This window comes from Nocardia sp. NPDC006630 (assembly GCF_040611495.1).
Taxonomy (GTDB): domain Bacteria; phylum Actinomycetota; class Actinomycetes; order Mycobacteriales; family Mycobacteriaceae; genus Nocardia.
This window is the reverse complement of record NZ_JBEXOK010000002.1, coordinates 573,441-590,177: the sequence shown is the minus strand read 5'-3', so window position 1 is coordinate 590,177 and position 16,737 is coordinate 573,441. Positions and strand designations below refer to the sequence as shown.

The following is a 16,737-nucleotide window of genomic DNA, read 5'->3' as shown; positions in this document are numbered from 1 at the left end:
CGCCGTGCAACAACGCCTTGTCGATCGCCATCCGGAGGTTCCGGCAGACCAGCTCGTGGCGCAGATGGTTCCCCCGCCGACCTTCGACGAGGTGAGCTTCGCCAGCTACATCCCGGATCCGAAGGAGCCGTCGCAGGCCGCGGCCGTGCGCAAAGCGGAGGAATTCGCCGCGCAGGTCACCAAGCTGCATCAGGCTGCTTCGAAGAAGCCCCTGTTCGGCAAGAAGAAGCCGGTCTCGGGCATCGGCCTGTATCTGGACGGTGGCTTCGGTGTGGGCAAGACCCACCTGCTGGCCTCGATCTATCACAGCGTGCCGGGGCCGAAATCCTTCGGCACCTTCGGTGAGGTGACCAATCTGGTCGGCGCACTGGGCTTCAACAATGCCGTCGACCGCCTCGCGGGCAATAGCGTGCTCTGCATCGACGAGTTCGAACTCGATGATCCGGGCGACACCATGCTGGTGTCGCGTCTGCTCGCGGAGTTGACCGCGCGCGGTGTGTCGATTGTCGCAACGTCTAATACCCTGCCAGGTCAGCTGGGCGAGGGGCGTTTCGCCGCCTCGGATTTCATGCGCGAGATCAAGAAGCTGGGCTCGCTGTTCGAGCCCATTCGCGTCGACGGCCCGGATTACCGGCACCGTGATCTGCCGCCCGCCCCGGAGCCGACCGCGCCCGAGCATCTGGCCGAGAAGGCCGCTGCCACACCGGGTTCCACGCTCGATGACTTCGATGCGCTGCTGAAGCATCTGAGCACGCTGCACCCGTCCAAGTACAACGCGCTGATTCAGGGCGTGTCGGCGGTGTTCATCTCCGATGTGCACACCGTGACAGACCAAGCGGTCGCTTTGCGTATTGTGGTGTTGGCCGACCGGCTCTACGACGCGGGAACTCCCGTGACCGTTTCCGGAGCCAAGTTGGACCAGATTTTCTCGCAGGAAATGCTCGATGGCGGATACCGCAAGAAGTATCTGCGTGCCATTTCGCGCCTGCTGGCGCTGTCCCGGTTCGAAACCCCGGCAGCCACTTCGTAATTGCCCTGGCCGCGCGCCGGGTGCTCGAGAAAGGGAAGTTCGTATGATCCGACCTCGTCTGCTCGGCGCGTCGCTGGTGCTGGCCTCCGCGCTGTCCTTCGGCTCGCTGCCCGCCATGGCACTGGCCGACCAGCCCGCGCCGTCCGTGGTGCAGCCGCCCGCGGCGACCGGCAATGTGGTCCTGAACACGGCCGACCGCTCGCTGAACCTGCAGGGCGTGGTGAATGCCCGGGACGCCGGCGGTTACAAGACCACCGACGGGCACACCGTGCGCACCGGCCTGGTCTACCGCACCGGCGATCTGAGCAAGGCCACCGATGCCGATCTGGCCGACCTGTCGGGTCGCGATGTGAAGGCCGTGCACGATCTGCGGACCAGCTATGAGCAGCAGTTCATGGGCGTGGACAAGGTTCCGGCCGGCGCCACCGAGTACCACAACGACATTATCGGCCAGGCTCCGCCGCAGGTCATGGCGTCCACGCTGATGGCGGGCACGGACCTGTACCGCGCGTTCATCACCGCACCGGGCGCGAGCCAGGGCTTCGCGGACGTTCTGCGCGATATCGCCTACAACGATGGCGCCGTGCTGTTCCACTGCAGCGCGGGCAAGGATCGCACCGGCTGGACTTCGGCTGTGCTGCTGACCATTCTGGGCGTCGATCACGACACCGTGCAGTACGACTACCTGCTGTCGAACTACTACCGCGGCGCCAAGGACGGCGACATGCTCAACGGTGTCACGGCCTCGGCGCTGGCGGCGGCGTTCGATCAGGTCGACCAGAGCTACGGCAGCTTCGACAACTACGTGCACGAGGGCTTGAAGCTCACCGACGCGGATGTCTCGGCGCTGAAGGCGAAACTGCTGTCCTGACAACAGCTTTCACCGTGTGAATATCGAAAGACCGGGCCGGAAGCATACTTCCGGCCCGGTCTCTTGTATAGGCCCGGTCCTGGTGTTCGAGGTGTTTCCGCGGTGTTCATCTGTCTTGTGCGCAACGTGAACGAACAAGCATTTGCTTTGCGTACTGTGTGGCCGACCGGCGGCAAGCCGGGTCTCCACGAAGGGAACCACCTATGATTCGCCCCCGCCTGCTAGGCGCCTCGCTATTGCTGGCTTCCGCGTTGTCGATCGGCTCGATGCCCGCCGCGGCGCTGGCGGATACCGGCTCCGCGGGCTCGGGTTCCTCGGGTTCGTCCTCCGGCTCGTCCTCGTCGTCGGTTCAGCCGCCGACCCCGACCGGCAGCGTCGTGCTGAGCATCACCGACCGGAATCTGAACCTGTCGGGTGTGCAGAACGCGCGTGACGCGGGCGGCTACCGGACCACCGACGGCCACACCGTCCGGCCCGGCCTGGTGTACCGCACCGCCGCGCTGAACGGCGCCAGCGATACGGATCTGGCCAATCTGGTGGCGCGGAATGTGAAGTCGGTCCACGATCTGCGCACCAGCGCCGAGCAGTCGCTGTCGGGCGCGGACAAGGTTCCGGCCGGGGCCACCGAGTACCACAATGACATCATCGGCCAGGCCTCGCCGCTGGTGGGACTGTCCACGGGCTCGGGTGGCGGCGCCCTGTACCAGGCGTTCATCACCGCGCCGGGTGCGAACGCGGGTTTCGCCGCGGTACTGCGCGATATCGAAACCAACCCGGGCGCGGTGCTGTATCACTGCACGGCGGGCAAGGACCGCACCGGCTGGACTTCCGCTGTGCTGCTGACGATCCTGGGCGTCGACCATGACACCGTGGTGTACGACTTCATGCTGTCGAACTACTACCGCGGCGCCCAATCCGGCGACACCTTGAACGGTGTGACCGCGTCGGAGCTGGAAACGGCCTTCTCCCAGGCGAATACCACCTACGGCAGCTTCGCCAACTACGTCAGCACCGGCCTCGCCCTCACCGCCACCGATATCGCCACCCTCAAGGCGAAACTGCTCGTCTGACAGCAGATATCAGTGCGTGACAGCTGAAAAGGCCAGGCCGGAACCACATTCCAGCCTGGCCGGCCTCAGCTGGCTTCGGCGACCTGATTCTGCTTGCCGCGCAAGCTGTATCGCTCCCGCGCCTGCGCCGGCGTGATCGTCTCCAATGTGGTCGGCAGTTCCTTCGACAGGTGCTGCTTCAGAATCTGCCCCGCCATCGGCGCGATGAACGGCGCGGCTGTGAGCAGCCCGAACGATCCGAACAGTGTGAACAGCCACACGATGATCTTCGCGGGCAGCTTCACCAGCGGATCGGAGATGCGAGGCACGTTGTAGCGCCCCAGCTTTCGCATCCACATCGGCGTGAGCGCGGAGGTGGTCAGCGAGAGCGCGATGCTGCCGAGCGCGTAGACGATGCCCGCCCCATTGCGCGGTGAGGTGCGCAGCAGCTGGTGCATACCCTCCTCGGCGCGGACCGAGCTGCACAGGCGCGGCTTCACCTGCTCGAAGTAGGCGCGGATGCCCTCGCGGGTGCGCGGCACGTCCTCGGGTTTGCAGGTCTGCAGTTCCGCGGCGATCGCGCATTCTTCCCAGTAGCGCAGCTCGTCCTCCGGGCTGAGCGGTCCGGGCCCGTACACCTCGTACGCCTTGAGCACCGAATGCCAGCCGGTGATGTGGATCCACAGCTGTGTTTCCGGGCTGTTGGCGGCGTATCGCTTTCCGGTGATGGGCTCGATGCCGGTCATCGGGGCGTGGATCTGCATGAGGTGCTCGGAGGCCTGGATGGCGGTGCGCCCGTCGCCGATCGCGACCAGCAGGAAGTACGCGAAGGTGTGGTCGAGCCGCTGCCGGGGGTTGGTGTAGATGCGGCGGGTATCGGCCACCGCCGCGGTCAGGAACGGGTCGAAATGCTCGAGGACGACCGCGCGCTGGAAGCCGATGACCGCGGTCGGCGCGGTCCAGATCTTCCAGCTCGGGGAGTCGGGCCCGAAGAACCCGTAGTCGTCCCGGCGAAGGGTGGTCGGATCGAAGCCCATCGGTTCACTCCCTTGTGCGCTGCCCGCCTCAGCGGCGAATACAACGCCACCGTAGCAATTGGTCGCGGGTAATACAACGGTCGCGTAGGATTTCCTCGAGAAGGCCAGTCGTGGAGGTGTGGCAGCAGTGACGGAATCGGGAACGGCGACCGAACGGCCGCGGCGTCGCTATGCCCCGCGCCTGCCACCCGAGCAGCGCCGGGCGCAGCTGCTCGACGCCGCCTTCGAGGTCCTGACGCGGGTGGAGCTGCACGAACTCAGCATGGAGGCGGTGGCGCAGGCGGCGGGCGTGGGAAAACCGGTGCTGTACACCGTGTTCAAGACCCGCGCAGATCTGGTCGAGGCGTTGCTGGAGCGCGAGCGTGAACTGGCGCTCGAGCAGGTGGTGACCACCCTGCCGACCGATCTACTCGGCGCGGATCCGGTGGTGGCGGCCTCCTCGGCAGTCGAGGCGTTTGTCGGTGTGGTGCTTGCCAATCCGACCCGCTGGCGTCTGATCCTGGCCAGCCCCGGCAGTGCGCCCGCGGAATACCGTGCGGCACTGCGCAGTTCCCGCACCGGCATCTTCGAACAGGCCGAGGCACTGGTCCGCATGGGCGCGGCACTCGATCCACGCTGGGCCACAGTCGATTCCGGCCTGCTCACCAATTCCCTGCTCACCGTCGCCGAGATGCTCGGCGGGCTCGCGGTCAGCGAGCCGGACGAATACCCCAAGCAGCGACTGGAAGGGTTCGTCCGCGCCATCGTCCAGCTGCTGACCGGCGGCCGCGAATAATCGATTGACGGTCGCAGCGGCGCCGCGCTAACTTTGCAACCCTCATGCATTACTTCTTCCTGTAAATCGCCCCGGCGACGCGTCGAGCATTCGCTCCGCGTCGATCACTCACCGCGATCCGGTTCCTAACCGAGAACAGGGGATACCCATGCCTATCGGCCAACTCACGCTGTCCGAAATCACCAAGCGCTACCACGATTCCGTCGTGCTCGACCGCGTCAGTCTGTCCATCCGCCCCGGCGACAAGGTTGGCGTCGTCGGCGACAACGGCTCCGGCAAATCGACGCTGCTGCGCCTGATGGCCGGCCGCGAGCGCCCAGACAATGGCGACGTCATCGTCCAATCACCGGGCGGGATGGGCTATGTGGCCCAAACCCTGGACCTGCCCCCGACCGCTACCGTCGATGACGCAATCAACCTGGCGTTGCACGATATTCGCGACCTCGAGGCGCGCCTGCGGTCCGCCGAACTGGCGCTCATCGCTCCGGGCCCGCTCGGTAGGCGACTGGCCGCCTACGACGATCTGCTGCTGCGCTTCGAAGCACGCGGCGGCTATGAGATCGATCAGCGCGTGGCGACCGCGCTGCACGGACTCGGCCTCCCTGGCCTCGCCCGAGATCGCCTGCTGGGCACGCTGTCCGGCGGTGAACTCCGGCGATTGGCCCTCGCGGCCACCCTGGCGTCCGCCCCGGAGCTCCTACTGCTGGACGAGCCGACCAACGATCTCGACGACACCGCCGTCGAATGGCTGGAACAGCACCTACGCGCACATCGTGGAACGATCGTCGCCGTCACCCACGACCGCGTATTCCTGGAACGCATCACCTCGGTGGTACTGGAAGTGGACGCCGGCCGCGTCTCGCGCCACGGCAACGGCTACCCGGGATACCTCACCGCGAAAGCCGCCGAACGCCAACGCAGACAGCAGGAATACGACGCCTGGCAGTCCGAGCTGACGCGAAGCCGACACCTGGCCGAGTCGAATGTGGCCCGCCTGGAATCGATTCCACGCAAACTCCCACTGGCAGTATTCGCCGCCGGCCCCTTCCGCACCCGTAGCCGAGGCCACGGCGCCATGTCCCGCATCCGCAACGCCAAGGAACGAGTAAACCGCCTGACCGCGAATCCCGCTGCCGCCCCGCCTGATCCCCTGCGTTTCACTACCGAGTGGCGGCAAGCGGAGGAGTCACCGGAACCGCGCGTCTGGGAGTATGCCGAGCGGGTCGCGGAGGGTCCGCTGCCGATCAGCGCTGAGAACCGTTCAGCGGATGCGTCACCGGAGCGAGGGGTCGCCGGGTATGCGGACGGTCCGCGGCGGTTCGGCGCCGAGGGTGGCCCGGCCGGTGGGTTGTCCGAGCTGCCGGTTGCCGAGCTTGCCGATGTGGTGGTGGAGGGGCGGTTGCGGTTGGGGGAGTGGCGGATCGGTGCGGGGGACCGGGTGTTGGTGACCGGTCCGAATGGGGTCGGGAAGACGACGCTGTTGCGATTGCTGGCGGGGGAGTTGGTGGCGGATCGAGGTGTGGTGACGGTGCGGGGACGGGTTGGGCATCTGCGGCAGGAGGAATCGCCGTGGGCGGCGGATCGGACTGTTCTGGATGCGTTCGCGTCCGATCGTCTCGGCTGTGCTGACGAGTATGCGGAGCAGCTGCTCGCGCTCGGGCTGTTTCGTCCGGCGGATCTGGGGCTGCGGATCGGTGAGCTGTCCTATGGGCAGCGCCGCCGTATCGAATTGGCCAGGCTGGTCAGCGATCCCGCGGAGCTGCTGCTGTTGGACGAACCGACCAACCACCTGTCACCGGCCCTGGTGGAGGACTTGGAGCAGGCTTTGCTCGGATTCGCGGGTGCGGTCGTGCTGGTCACCCACGATCGCCGGATGCGGGCGCAGTTCCGGGGACGACGCTTGGAAATGGTTGCGTCGCAGCATCTTCACCGCACAACCTAGTCATGTCGAGTTCGTCCGGGGTGGTGCACCCGCCGCATGCGCAGGCATCGTGCGGTCGCCCACAGTGGTTCCGCTGATTTACCTCGTCGTGGAGCGGTCATTCACGGTGGTTCATCCGCTGCGCGTGGGGCGATCGTTCACGGCAGCTCGCCCAGCGCGCGGATGATCGCCCACGCCTCGTCCTCGGGTGCGGATGTCCACGGGGCGGTGGGCTTGTGGATCCGGAGCGAGGCGATGCCGTGCAGGACGCTCCAGATCCGCAGCGACAGTGTGCGATCGGCGCCGGCGCCCGCGACCTGGAGCAGGTCGGCCAACCGATCGAGCAGATCCAGGCCGGGCCCGGCGCCGGAATCGATTGCGGGATCGGGCCGTTCGAAGAGCAGCTGGTACGCGCCCGGGTAGTCCCGGGACCACTGGAGATACGCGCCGATCAGCGATCGCAGCCGTGTCTCGGGTGTGCCCTCGGAGGTCTCACCGGCATCCAACGCGGTGCGAAGGCGCCCGAACAGCTCCTCGGTGACGGCGTACATCAACGCCTCCTGCGAGGGGAAGTGCATGTACACCGCACTCGGCGCGACCCCGCTGGCGCGAGCAATGGCCCGCAGCGACGGCGCGGGCACCGCCTGCGGCTCCAGCAGTAGGTCGATGGCGGCCGTGACCAGCTCGCCGCGCAGTTGCTCGCCTTCGCCGCGCACCCGCCGTGGTCGCGCAGTACTCATCGGACCTCCTTGACAGCAATCACTGAACAGGTGTTAAGTTTAACTCACTGAACACCTGTTCACCTTCAGGAGATGATCATGGATCAATGGAACGGTTCGACGGCGGTAATCACCGGTGCGAGCAGCGGAATCGGCGCCGAATTCGCCACCGTGCTCGCGCGGCGGCAGTGCAATCTGGTGCTCGTCGCCAGGCGAGAGGATCGACTGCGTGAACTGGCGACCCGCATCGAGGGCGAATACGGCGTCCGGGTCCAGGTGGTGAGCGCCGACCTGTCGCTGCTCTCGGAGGTGGATCGCCTCGCCCAGACCCTCGCCGCCTCGGGCACACCCATCGATGTGCTGGTGAACAATGCCGGTTTCGCCACCCACGGCACGTTCGCCGAGCAGGACGCCACCCGGATGAACAACGAGATAGCGGTAAATGTGGCTGCGGTAGTGGCTCTTACGCGAGCCTTGGTGCCGGGCATGGTGTCGCGCGGCCGGGGAGCCGTCGTGAATATCGCCTCGACAGCGGCATTCCAGCCCATCCCTTTCATGGCCGTCTACGGTGCGACCAAGGCGTTTGTCCTCTCGTTCACCGAGGCGCTGTGGGGTGAACTCGAAGGCAGCGGAGTCGATGCCCTGGCGCTGTGCCCCGGCGCGACCGATACCGAATTCTTCGATGTGGCAGGCGAATCCGCGAGCGTGGGAAAGCGTCAAACCCCCGCCCAGGTCGTCGAGACCGCCATGCGCGCACTGGATCAGCGCCGGCGTCCGCCGAGTGTGGTCTCCGGCTGCGCGAACCGCTGGTCGTCCCGGCTGCCGCGAGTGCTCCCGCGCCGCGCCACCATTCGGGTGACGCGAAATCTGGTGGGGGCCAAGTAATCATGTACGCCCTACGGCCCAGCTACTTCGGCGATATCCCGGCAATGCGTCACCACCTGCACAGCGAACGCCTGGTCTCGGCCTCTGCGGAACGCACCTTCGCCGTCCTGGCCGCCGGTGAAGGCCAGCGGGATTGGGCGGAGGGCTATCGGGCCACCACGTGGTACGGCACAGCCCCGCACGATGCCGCCACGGTGCGTGACATCCACCTGCGCTGGATCACCGTCCGTGAGCGCTTCCTGGCGTGGGAGCCCGGTGTCAGATTCGCCTTCTCCACCGACGCCATGTCGATTCCCCTGGCACACAGGATGATCGAGGACATCACCTTCGAGCCGGTGGGAGCCGATCGGTGCAAGCTGATCTGGCAGGTCCACCTGGATCCCGCCGCGGCCTTGCGACCCATCGAATCCCGCCTGGTACGAACAGTTTTCCAGCCGATGTTCGAATCCTTCGCCGCCGGTCTCGCCCGCTATGCGAGCGCCAACCCCACCTGACCTGTCAGCTCAGAACGCCCGCTGCATGACGTAATCGTGGTGCAGCTGGGAGCCGACGGTGAAGGTCTTGGTGCCCGCGATCTCGAATCCGTGTTTGCGGTAGAAGCGCTGGGCCCGCGCATTCTGCTGATTCACGCCCAGCCATACGCCCGCGCGCCCGGCCGCACGGGCCTGGTCGAGCGCGGAACCCATGAGCGCCCCGGAGACGCCATTGCCATGGTGCCCGGGCAGCACATACATCTTGCTGATCTCGATGACCGGCCGCAGATCGATCAGGGCCGCGACCTTCGGATCGGCGGGCTCGGCCGCGTGGAGCAGGGAGTAGCCGACGATCCGCGCATCGGAAACCGCCTTGAGCACGGTGCGATCCGGGTCTGCGAGGTATTCGCCGAATCGCGCGGGGGAAAGCACGTCGTCGATGAAAGCGGCGATATCGGCGGGTGTGGATTCCGGCGGGCAGGCCAGCGGAAAGGTGACCGCCGCGACGTCACCCAGCGCTACCGCATCCGCGGGTACCGCCCGCGTGACGGTGACTGGGGAGTTGCTCACCCGTCCAGTGAAACATGACCGGTCACCGGTTGTGCTGTGACCTCTGCCGCTCCCGCGCGGGTGTGGAAGGCCCGCGCACAGCCGATCAGCACGACCGCGAACACCAGCGGCACCGCGAATCCGGCGCGCAGATTCGAGGCGTCCGCGATCACGCCGACCACCACGCCGCCGACAATGGTGCCGCCGTAATTGAAGAGGTTGAGCCGGGCGATGAGCGCGTCCAGGCCGCGTCCGCTGGTGAGCTGCCCGGCCTCGCTGAAGCAGAGCGGCACGATCAGCGGCAGCCCGATACCGGCGACCAGGAATCCGGCAATGGCGGCAATCGGGGCGGGTGCGGTGACCACCACAAGCAAGCCGATCGAACCGACCACTGCCGCACCGCGCACCACCGCGCGCGGTCCGAACCGCCGCACCCACAGATCACCGGTGAGGCGGCCGACCAGCGATGCTCCCTGATACGCGGCCAGCGCCAGGGCGGCGGTAGCGGAGGAGGACAGCAGCACATCGGTCAGATACAGCGCCGACCAGTTGCCGACCGCGAAGTCGATGGCGAAGGCGAGCGCCACGATCACACCGAAGGCCAGGAAGATGCGCACCGGCACCGTGCCGGCGGGCTCCGGCTCGGCGGGCCCGGCCTCGGCCTCCTGGGTGCCGAGCAGGCGCGGCCCCGCGAGCAGCGCCCCGGCCAGCACCACCAGCACGGCCGTCAGGATCGAGATGCGCAGGGATACATGCAGACCCTCGAAAGCCGCGACGAACAGCGCACCGGTGATCGACCCGGCACTCCACGCCGCATAGAACGAGGACAGCACGAACCGGCCGTAGCCGTGTTGAATGAACACCGCCTGCATATTCGTGCCCGCATCGACGATGCCGACCGCCAGGCCGTACACGCCCAGCGTCACGAACAGCACTATCTTGTTCGGGGAGAACGCGACTCCGACACCCGAGGCGGCGATGAGCAGCAGACCGATGCGCAATGCGGTCCGACTGGAGAAGTGCAGTGCGACCTTCTCGGCGGTGATGCTGCCGACGCCCGCGAGCAGTGAGAGAAGCGCCACAGCCGCCACGATCAAGGTATCGGTGAGGCCGAACTTGTCACGCTGCTGCGGCAGTTCGGTCAGCACGACGGCCAGGAAGAATCCCTGCAGCGCGAACGCCACCGAATTCGCCGCGCGCGCCGCGCGGAGCAGCGGGTTCGTGGTCTGCGGGGGGAGCATCCCGAAAGAGTAGCGGCGGCAAAGCAGTCCGGCATCCCGGGCACGGATAACAATCCGCGCGGCACTTCATTACGTACCGCTCGCGGTTGGATAACGAATCTTGCCGCTTTCCTGCCGAGGGGGCTGTGCACTGCGGCACTCTGGAAGGTACGGCGTGGGCCGGTGGTTTCCGGGCGCATCGGAAGCGGCCCATGGAGAAGTGGCTGGGGCGGTGATCGTGTGAGCACGAGGCGAGTGGAAGTTCCGCGCGGGCAATCGGTGGCTCTCGCCGATCCGGAACCGAATCAGAAATCAGCGGTGACGGATTCGCGCGGGCATCGGCCAGCGGACCGCTGCCGGGAACCCGGCTGCCCGGACTGCCAATGGGACGAACAGCGGCTGAAGTTCTGGCTACGCGCCCGGCTGCTGGCCGCCGGTGTGGAGGATGTGCAGGTCGATGCTCCGATCGGAACACTGACCCCAGATCTGCTGTGGCGCATGGACGATCGTGTCTGCGCCATCGAGGTATCCACTACGCCACCGGATTTGGTGCGCGCGAAGCAGCTCACCGCGGCGCTGCGCACCGGCGGCTGTAGTGAAGTGCTGTGGATCACACCGCCCGGATTCTGGACCTCGCAGCTGCCCGCGCTGGGCCTCGACGACTTCGCCCCGGCCTCTTGCGACTATCGTGCGCTGGGCGGCCTGCTGGCCGCGGGCCCCGGTGGGGTGGTGTCACCCAGCCAAACCGCCTGTGAATTACGGGAGTTCATCACGGGATGGGTCGCGCAGGAGCTCGCGTACGGCTTCCGCGACGAGCACACGGGAGGTTGGGCGATGGTGACGGACTGGGAACGGCACACGCGCACACAGGCCACGGTCATCGCGCGCCAGCGCCAGGAAATCATGAACCAGCGCACCGCACTGGCCCTGGCCCGCAAGGCCACCCGCGACAAGACCAAGCAGATGCTGAGATTGACCGGCCGCCTCGAGCGCGCCGAGGTCTCGGCCCAGCAGCAGGCCGACGATCTGGCCCAGGTCCGCCGCCGCCTCGCCGATCACGCGCGAGTCGACGCCACCCTCCGAATCACCGTGGCAGCTCAGAAGACAGCGCTGGCGCACTGGCAACTCATCTCCTGGTTCGCCCTGCTGATCATCGTCGCGTTCATCGGTGCGGGCCTGCTGATCAAATAGCTCACCCCGCTCATGCCCCGGCGTAGGTCCTCCTCGTCATCCCGGCATGCATTTGGCCGGGATCCACAGTTGGATCCCGGCCAAAAACGCGCCGGGATGACGAGGAGCTGCTCCCGGCGGGTGCGGGCGGGACGCAGCGCGTGCTAGCGGCTGAGCCGGAACGGCCCACGGTCCCAGCGCCATTGGTGCCGCAGCACCATGGCGGCCAGGTCCAGCAGCTGAATGCCGGTGTCGTCGCGATACCGGCGTAGCTCCGTCCAGTCGACCGGCCCTTTGGCCAGCCGGTTCCGCAGTATGTTCTCGTGCCGCGCCGCGACGCTGTGCTGTGCGAGGTCGGTGACGCCCCAGTCGGTTCCGGTCCACACCAGCCATCCCCATCCGTGTGCGTGGGCGTACGCGCGGCCGGCGGTGGACTTCACGCGATTGACGTGGAAGGCGGTGTGGCCCAGCGGTATGACATCGATGAGCACCACCCGGCCATCGGTGAAGCGGACGGCAGCGGTGGGGTAGTGCAGTCGTTCGCTGCCGTCGATCTCGTAGCCGATCTCGACCGGGTACTCCTGAAAGGTCTCGACCCGCTCGCTCCCGTCCAGCAGCCGGAACAGCCGCGCCTGCAGTCCGGTATCGAAAGTTGTTTCCCGGCCGAGCTTTTCGGAGTACACGAACCCGCGTCCGTCATCACCGAGATCGAGCGTGCGGGCCGGCGCGGCGGGCAGCTCAGCAGGCGTCCCGTCACCCCATTCGACCCGGTGCAGCCAGGGATTCCAGACGCCCGCGGGCACCTCGTCCGCCTGCTGCGACGGCAGCAGATGCCAGCGCCCCTTCTGCTGCCAGCCCGCGATGCGCTGGAATACGAAGCCCGCCAGCCGTTTCGATTCCTGCAGATCGTGCCCCGCCAGCCGCAGCTTCAGATACGCGCGGTCCTGTGCGGCGATATCGCTGTCGGTGGCATACGTTTCGGCGAGCAGTGTGCGGACCAGCCGCTCATCGCTCCAGCCGACCGGATACCGCTCGGTGAACACCCCGAGATCGTGCACGCCCGAATTCTGCGCCTGCCGCACCATATTCCCGACCGCCCGGGTGTACAGCTGCCGCGCCCGGTCCCGCGATACCCCGAACCGCGCGCCGAGCAGTGTGAGCGTCTCCGGCGGCTCCCCGTCCAGCCCGAGCCGGCAGGTGATGAGCTCGCCCTCCCGCGGCCGATCGACGGCCTGCTCACCGGCCATCGCGGCCAGCACCTCGTCGATATCCTCCAACCCGAAGGAGATCGCCTCACGCTCGCTCGTCCGCTCGCTACTCGTCACAGTGGCCCCTGCCTTTTCGCCAGTCTGTTCGACGAGCCTAGCGGTGCGGGCCGACAGAGCGGGGGAAGCTGGAATCGTCTGAGTCGCCCCCGGCTCACTGCAGGTCGGAGAAGTGCACGTTCTGCGCGGCGGCGGTCACATGCAGGCCGTCGGGGCCCGGCTGGATCGCCGTCAACCGCGCACCGAGCGGCAGCCGCTGCAGCGGCACGGTGAAGGCGAGGGTTTGGCGCAGCAGTGCCAGCGGAATCGCGGGTCCGCCCGCCGCGGCCTGGACCGAGACCGGAGTGACTTCGATACCGTCGGCGGTCGGTGCGACGGTCACGACAACCGTCCCCGGCACCGAAAGCCCCTCTACCGAGAAGGTCCCCGTCACCCGCAGCCCGTCCGGACTGTTCGAGATCGACTCCACTCCCGACGGCGCGAATCCCTTCACGGCGTCGTAGGGGACCACCGCGGTCGCCGTCGCGGTGGCCGCGACCAGGTTCGAAGTGCGATTGTGAACCAGGTCGGTCAGCGGCGCCGACACATCGGTCAGTTGGACGTCGAGATCGTGAACCGTGAGGTTCTGCTCGCTCCAGTCGCCCACCTGAATACCGATGTCGTGATACTTGCCGTCGGCGGCCTGGGTCAGGAACGGAATACCGCCGATCGTGACCCTCGGCTGCTGCGGCAGGCTGTAGTCGGCGGCGATCTTGCGCCCGATCTCGTTCTGCGCCATCACGACTGCCACCCGGTCGCCGATCACCGCCCCGATCCCCAGCAGAACGATCAATGTCACCAATGCGCGCATGCGCTCACCCGCTCAACCATCCCACCATCATGCTGTGGATCCCGGCCGGCCGGCGCCCCCGACCCGCCCGCCGGCTGGACCCGGACGGTGTCACATGTGGGCGCACATCCAATCGGTGCCGTAGTGGGCGGCATTGCCGCCGTCGAGATGGACCCAGTGACCGTCGCCCTCACAGGATTCGCCCTCGGTGTGCGAGGGTCCGGGCGGCGGGGTGGCGATGACGCCGGGCAGCCCCCGGAACACGCCGTCGGGCAGCGGAATCGAAATACCCGGCACCGGTTGCCACACATCGGCATTCGCGGTCGCGGTCATCAACATCGGCGCCGCGAGGACGGTGCCCACCGCTGCGGTCAGTATCGCTACACGCTGCTTCATCGATCCTCCTGTGGAAACGGTTCGGAATTGCTCTGGGACTACCCACTTATCTGTAGCTGAACAGTAACTGTTGCGGATTGTTGATCAGGATCACACACCCGCGGCGACCTGGGCCGAGGAGGCGTGCATCGGTTCGTGTCACAGGTTTTGCGGTTGAAAACCGTGCACTGTACGGTTTTCGTCACGACGTCCAGCCGCCGCGGCCGTGCCCGCGGCGAGCGGCGTGGACTGCATCCCGGGGAAGGGATTTCGATCGACGTGAACACCACTCGGCAGCGCATGGCGATGGCGGGCCTGATCACCGGTGTCGTGGCCGGCCTCTGCGCACCGCCTGCACTGGCGGATTCCGCCGGGCCATCCGCGGACGTCGGGCAGGCGAGTGTCGCGAGCAAACCCGATGGCAGTGTGCCGCCGCAGGGCTCCGACGACTGGTCCTGCCGTCCCGCCGCCGCACACCGCGAGCCGGTGGTGCTGGTGCACGGCACCTGGGGCAACCAGAACGACTGGGACGTTCTCGCCCCGCAATTGAAAGTCCAGGGCTACTGCGTCTTCTCACTCGATTACGGCCGGGACACCACGAGCCTCATGGGTGCGCGACCCGGCGTATTCGCGACCGGTGACATCACGGATTCAGCGCACCAATTGGAGACCTTCGTCGAACGAGTACGCACCGCGACTGCGTCGGCGAAGGTCGATATCGTCGCCCACTCCCAAGGTGCGCTGGTGGCACGCGAGTACCTGCGCTTCGACGGCGGAGCGCCACACGTCGAGAAATTCGTCTCGATAGCGGGCACCAATCACGGGACCACCATGAATAGCCTGAACACCCTGCTCGACAACGGCAGTTCCGCCGGATCCGCCGAGGGGATCGCCGCGCGCGTGGTCGGCGTGGGCGCGGTACAGCAGCTGGTCGGCAGCGCCTTCGTCCAGCAGCTCAACGCAGGCGGCGATACCGAACCCGGCATCGACTACACGGTCGTCGCCAGTCGTGTGGACAAGGTTTCCACCCCGCCGGAAGCCACCTTTCTGACCGCGGGCCCGGGCGCCCACGTCGACAACGTCTGGGTCCAAGACCTGTGCCCTGCAGACGCTTTCGACCACGGCACGCTGCCGCAATCACCCACGGTCGGATTCCTGGTGCAGCAGGCGCTCGACCCGGCCTACGCCGGAGTGTCCTGCCCGGCGCAAGCTCCGGTTACGGTGACCCGATGATCAGCCGCAGACAGGCACTCGGACTCGGACTCGGTGCGGCCGTCGTTCCGCTGCTGGGGCGCTCCGCCGCCGCCGCCGTGCCCGCCTCATCGGGTCCGGTCGAATGGCCGGTGGCGCGCCGCGGCGTGCTGGTGGACGTGGGGCGGAAGTACTTCACCGTGGAATGGCTCCAGCGCCTGGTCCGATACAGTGCCGATCTCGGCCTGAACGAATTGCACCTGCACTTCTCGGAGAACGAGTGCGTTCGGATCGTCAGCGAGCGGCATCCGGAGATCAATGACGGCCGGCAGTACTCCCGGGCGGAGATCGCCGGACTCATCGGATTCGCCGCGGATCTGGGCGTCTCGATCGTCCCCGAATTCGATATGCCGGGGCATATGGGCGCGGTGCTGCGTGCGCACCCAGAGTTCCAGCTGCCCAACCGATTCGGCAGCACGCTTCCTACCGCGCTCGACATCACCAACGAGAGCGCACTGCAGCTCGCCGAGAATTTGCTGGACGATTACGCCGAAGTCTTCCCCGATTCGACGCACTGGAACTTGGGATTCGACGAATTCCTGGGCGCGGTGTCGATCGAGGGACTGTATTCGAATCTCGATGACCGGGCCCGGCAGTTGTACGGGCCCGACGCCACCCAGCACGACCTCAGCACCGGCATCGCCAACCGCCTCGCGCACCGCCTTCAGGCTCACGGGTACATCGTCAGCGTGTGGAACGACGGCATGCTGCGCAGTCCGGTGGTGCAGTTGTCGCCGGACATCGTGGTGCACTACTGGACGCACTCCCTGCCCGGGCAGGTCCCGATGCGCCAGTTCCTCGACGCCGGCCACACGCTCGTGAACTTCAACGACCGCCAGCTCTACTACGTGCTCGGCAACTCCCTCGTCTACCCCCACCCGACGGCCGCGAGCATCCTCGACAGCGGTTGGGCCCCAGGCCATTTCAGCCCGATGCTGCCGCTGTCGGCGCCGGGCCCGATTCCCCTCGAGCTGGCGGGCCCGCAGAACCTCGACGGCCCGCCGTACCCGGACCAACTCGCCGGCGCGGTCTTCTCGATCTGGTGCGACACCCCATCGGCACAGACCGAGGACGAGGTCTTCCGCGATATCGCAGAACCCTTGGCCGCCTTCGCACTACGGTGCCGCGATCCCCGATTCAGCGGAACCGCCGCCGACGTCGCGGACGTCGCTCGCGACGCGGGGAGCGACCGTATCGCGGGCCACTGACAGGCCGAGTAAATTCTGCCACGCCCTGGGCGCCACGGGATTCGCGGCGGGCCAGAGTGCCTGGCGCAGTCTTGTCTCCCAGTTTCCAGGACAACTGGGCTCTAGGCGCA

Annotated in this window: 17 protein-coding genes; 10 read left to right on the top strand and 7 right to left on the bottom strand. The window is 67.0% G+C overall.

Annotated features, from left to right (window positions below; translation table 11 throughout):
• Nucleotides 1-4: 4 nt before the first annotated feature.
• From zapE to ABZX86_RS07195, 3 genes are all read left to right on the top strand, one after another.
• Nucleotides 5-1,030: a cell division protein ZapE gene (gene zapE, locus ABZX86_RS07205; RefSeq protein ID WP_327145324.1), complete on the top strand. Its 1,026-nt coding sequence runs from the start codon at nt 5-7 to the stop codon at nt 1,028-1,030.
• A 43-nt stretch (nt 1,031-1,073) separates the two neighbouring features.
• Nucleotides 1,074-1,901, top strand: a complete 828-nt coding sequence (locus tag ABZX86_RS07200; protein ID WP_355120924.1) for a tyrosine-protein phosphatase — start codon at nt 1,074-1,076, stop codon at nt 1,899-1,901.
• A gap of 203 nt (nt 1,902-2,104) precedes the next feature.
• Entirely contained in the window at nt 2,105-2,971 is an 867-nt protein-coding gene (locus tag ABZX86_RS07195; RefSeq protein ID WP_355120922.1) for a tyrosine-protein phosphatase, read from the top strand.
• A gap of 65 nt (nt 2,972-3,036) precedes the next feature.
• Here the strand turns inward: ABZX86_RS07195 and ABZX86_RS07190 are convergent, their stop codons facing one another.
• Nucleotides 3,037-3,987: an oxygenase MpaB family protein gene (locus ABZX86_RS07190; RefSeq protein WP_355120920.1), complete on the bottom strand. Its 951-nt coding sequence runs from the start codon at nt 3,985-3,987 to the stop codon at nt 3,037-3,039.
• Nucleotides 3,988-4,114: 127 nt separating this feature from the next.
• On the opposite strand from ABZX86_RS07190, the gene ABZX86_RS07185 reads away from it, so the two are divergent.
• The gene (locus tag ABZX86_RS07185; protein ID WP_355120919.1) at nt 4,115-4,762 is read left to right on the top strand and encodes a helix-turn-helix domain-containing protein; all 648 of its coding nucleotides are present in this window, start codon (nt 4,115-4,117) and stop codon (nt 4,760-4,762) included.
• Between the two features lie 148 nt (nt 4,763-4,910).
• Nucleotides 4,911-6,704, top strand: a complete 1,794-nt coding sequence (locus ABZX86_RS07180; RefSeq protein ID WP_355120917.1) for an ABC-F family ATP-binding cassette domain-containing protein — start codon at nt 4,911-4,913, stop codon at nt 6,702-6,704.
• 137 nt (nt 6,705-6,841) lie between these two features.
• Here the strand turns inward: ABZX86_RS07180 and ABZX86_RS07175 are convergent, their stop codons facing one another.
• The gene (locus tag ABZX86_RS07175; protein WP_355120915.1) at nt 6,842-7,423 is read right to left on the bottom strand and encodes a TetR/AcrR family transcriptional regulator; all 582 of its coding nucleotides are present in this window, start codon (nt 7,421-7,423) and stop codon (nt 6,842-6,844) included.
• A gap of 78 nt (nt 7,424-7,501) precedes the next feature.
• Between ABZX86_RS07175 and ABZX86_RS07170 the strand changes: the two genes are divergently transcribed.
• Both ABZX86_RS07170 and ABZX86_RS07165 read left to right on the top strand, forming a co-directional pair.
• Nucleotides 7,502-8,287, top strand: a complete 786-nt coding sequence (locus tag ABZX86_RS07170; protein ID WP_355120913.1) for an SDR family oxidoreductase — start codon at nt 7,502-7,504, stop codon at nt 8,285-8,287.
• Between the two features lie 2 nt (nt 8,288-8,289).
• The gene (locus tag ABZX86_RS07165; protein WP_355120911.1) at nt 8,290-8,781 is read left to right on the top strand and encodes an SRPBCC family protein; all 492 of its coding nucleotides are present in this window, start codon (nt 8,290-8,292) and stop codon (nt 8,779-8,781) included.
• A gap of 9 nt (nt 8,782-8,790) precedes the next feature.
• Here the strand turns inward: ABZX86_RS07165 and ABZX86_RS07160 are convergent, their stop codons facing one another.
• Both ABZX86_RS07160 and ABZX86_RS07155 read right to left on the bottom strand, forming a co-directional pair.
• Nucleotides 8,791-9,330, bottom strand: a complete 540-nt coding sequence (locus tag ABZX86_RS07160) for a GNAT family N-acetyltransferase (RefSeq protein WP_355120909.1) — start codon at nt 9,328-9,330, stop codon at nt 8,791-8,793.
• Complete coding sequence (locus tag ABZX86_RS07155) at nt 9,327-10,550, bottom strand: MFS transporter (RefSeq protein ID WP_355120907.1); 1,224 nt, start codon at nt 10,548-10,550, stop codon at nt 9,327-9,329. The genes ABZX86_RS07160 and ABZX86_RS07155 overlap by 4 nt, the downstream gene beginning before the upstream one ends.
• 219 nt (nt 10,551-10,769) lie before the next feature.
• Between ABZX86_RS07155 and ABZX86_RS07150 the strand changes: the two genes are divergently transcribed.
• Nucleotides 10,770-11,720 carry a hypothetical protein gene (locus ABZX86_RS07150; protein ID WP_355120905.1) on the top strand — a complete coding sequence of 317 codons (951 nt, stop codon included), beginning with the start codon at nt 10,770-10,772 and terminating at the stop codon, nt 11,718-11,720.
• Nucleotides 11,721-11,863: 143 nt separating this feature from the next.
• Here the strand turns inward: ABZX86_RS07150 and ABZX86_RS07145 are convergent, their stop codons facing one another.
• The 3 genes from ABZX86_RS07145 to ABZX86_RS07135 all read right to left on the bottom strand — a co-directional run bounded on the left by ABZX86_RS07145 (nt 11,864) and on the right by ABZX86_RS07135 (nt 14,189).
• A complete protein-coding gene (locus tag ABZX86_RS07145; protein WP_355120903.1) occupies nt 11,864-13,024 on the bottom strand; it encodes a hypothetical protein in 1,161 nt (386 codons plus the stop codon).
• 94 nt (nt 13,025-13,118) lie between these two features.
• Nucleotides 13,119-13,814 carry a DUF2993 domain-containing protein gene (locus tag ABZX86_RS07140; RefSeq protein ID WP_355120901.1) on the bottom strand — a complete coding sequence of 232 codons (696 nt, stop codon included), beginning with the start codon at nt 13,812-13,814 and terminating at the stop codon, nt 13,119-13,121.
• A 90-nt stretch (nt 13,815-13,904) separates the two neighbouring features.
• On the bottom strand, nt 13,905-14,189 hold the full coding sequence (locus ABZX86_RS07135; protein WP_355120899.1) for a hypothetical protein: 285 nt from the start codon (nt 14,187-14,189) through the stop codon (nt 13,905-13,907).
• A 258-nt stretch (nt 14,190-14,447) separates the two neighbouring features.
• Between ABZX86_RS07135 and ABZX86_RS07130 the strand changes: the two genes are divergently transcribed.
• A complete protein-coding gene (locus ABZX86_RS07130; protein ID WP_355120897.1) occupies nt 14,448-15,401 on the top strand; it encodes an alpha/beta fold hydrolase in 954 nt (317 codons plus the stop codon).
• Nucleotides 15,398-16,627 (top strand): family 20 glycosylhydrolase, encoded by a 1,230-nt coding sequence (locus ABZX86_RS07125; protein ID WP_355120895.1) that lies wholly within the window; start codon nt 15,398-15,400, stop codon nt 16,625-16,627. The genes ABZX86_RS07130 and ABZX86_RS07125 overlap by 4 nt, the downstream gene beginning before the upstream one ends.
• The last annotated feature ends 110 nt before the right edge of the window (nt 16,628-16,737 follow it).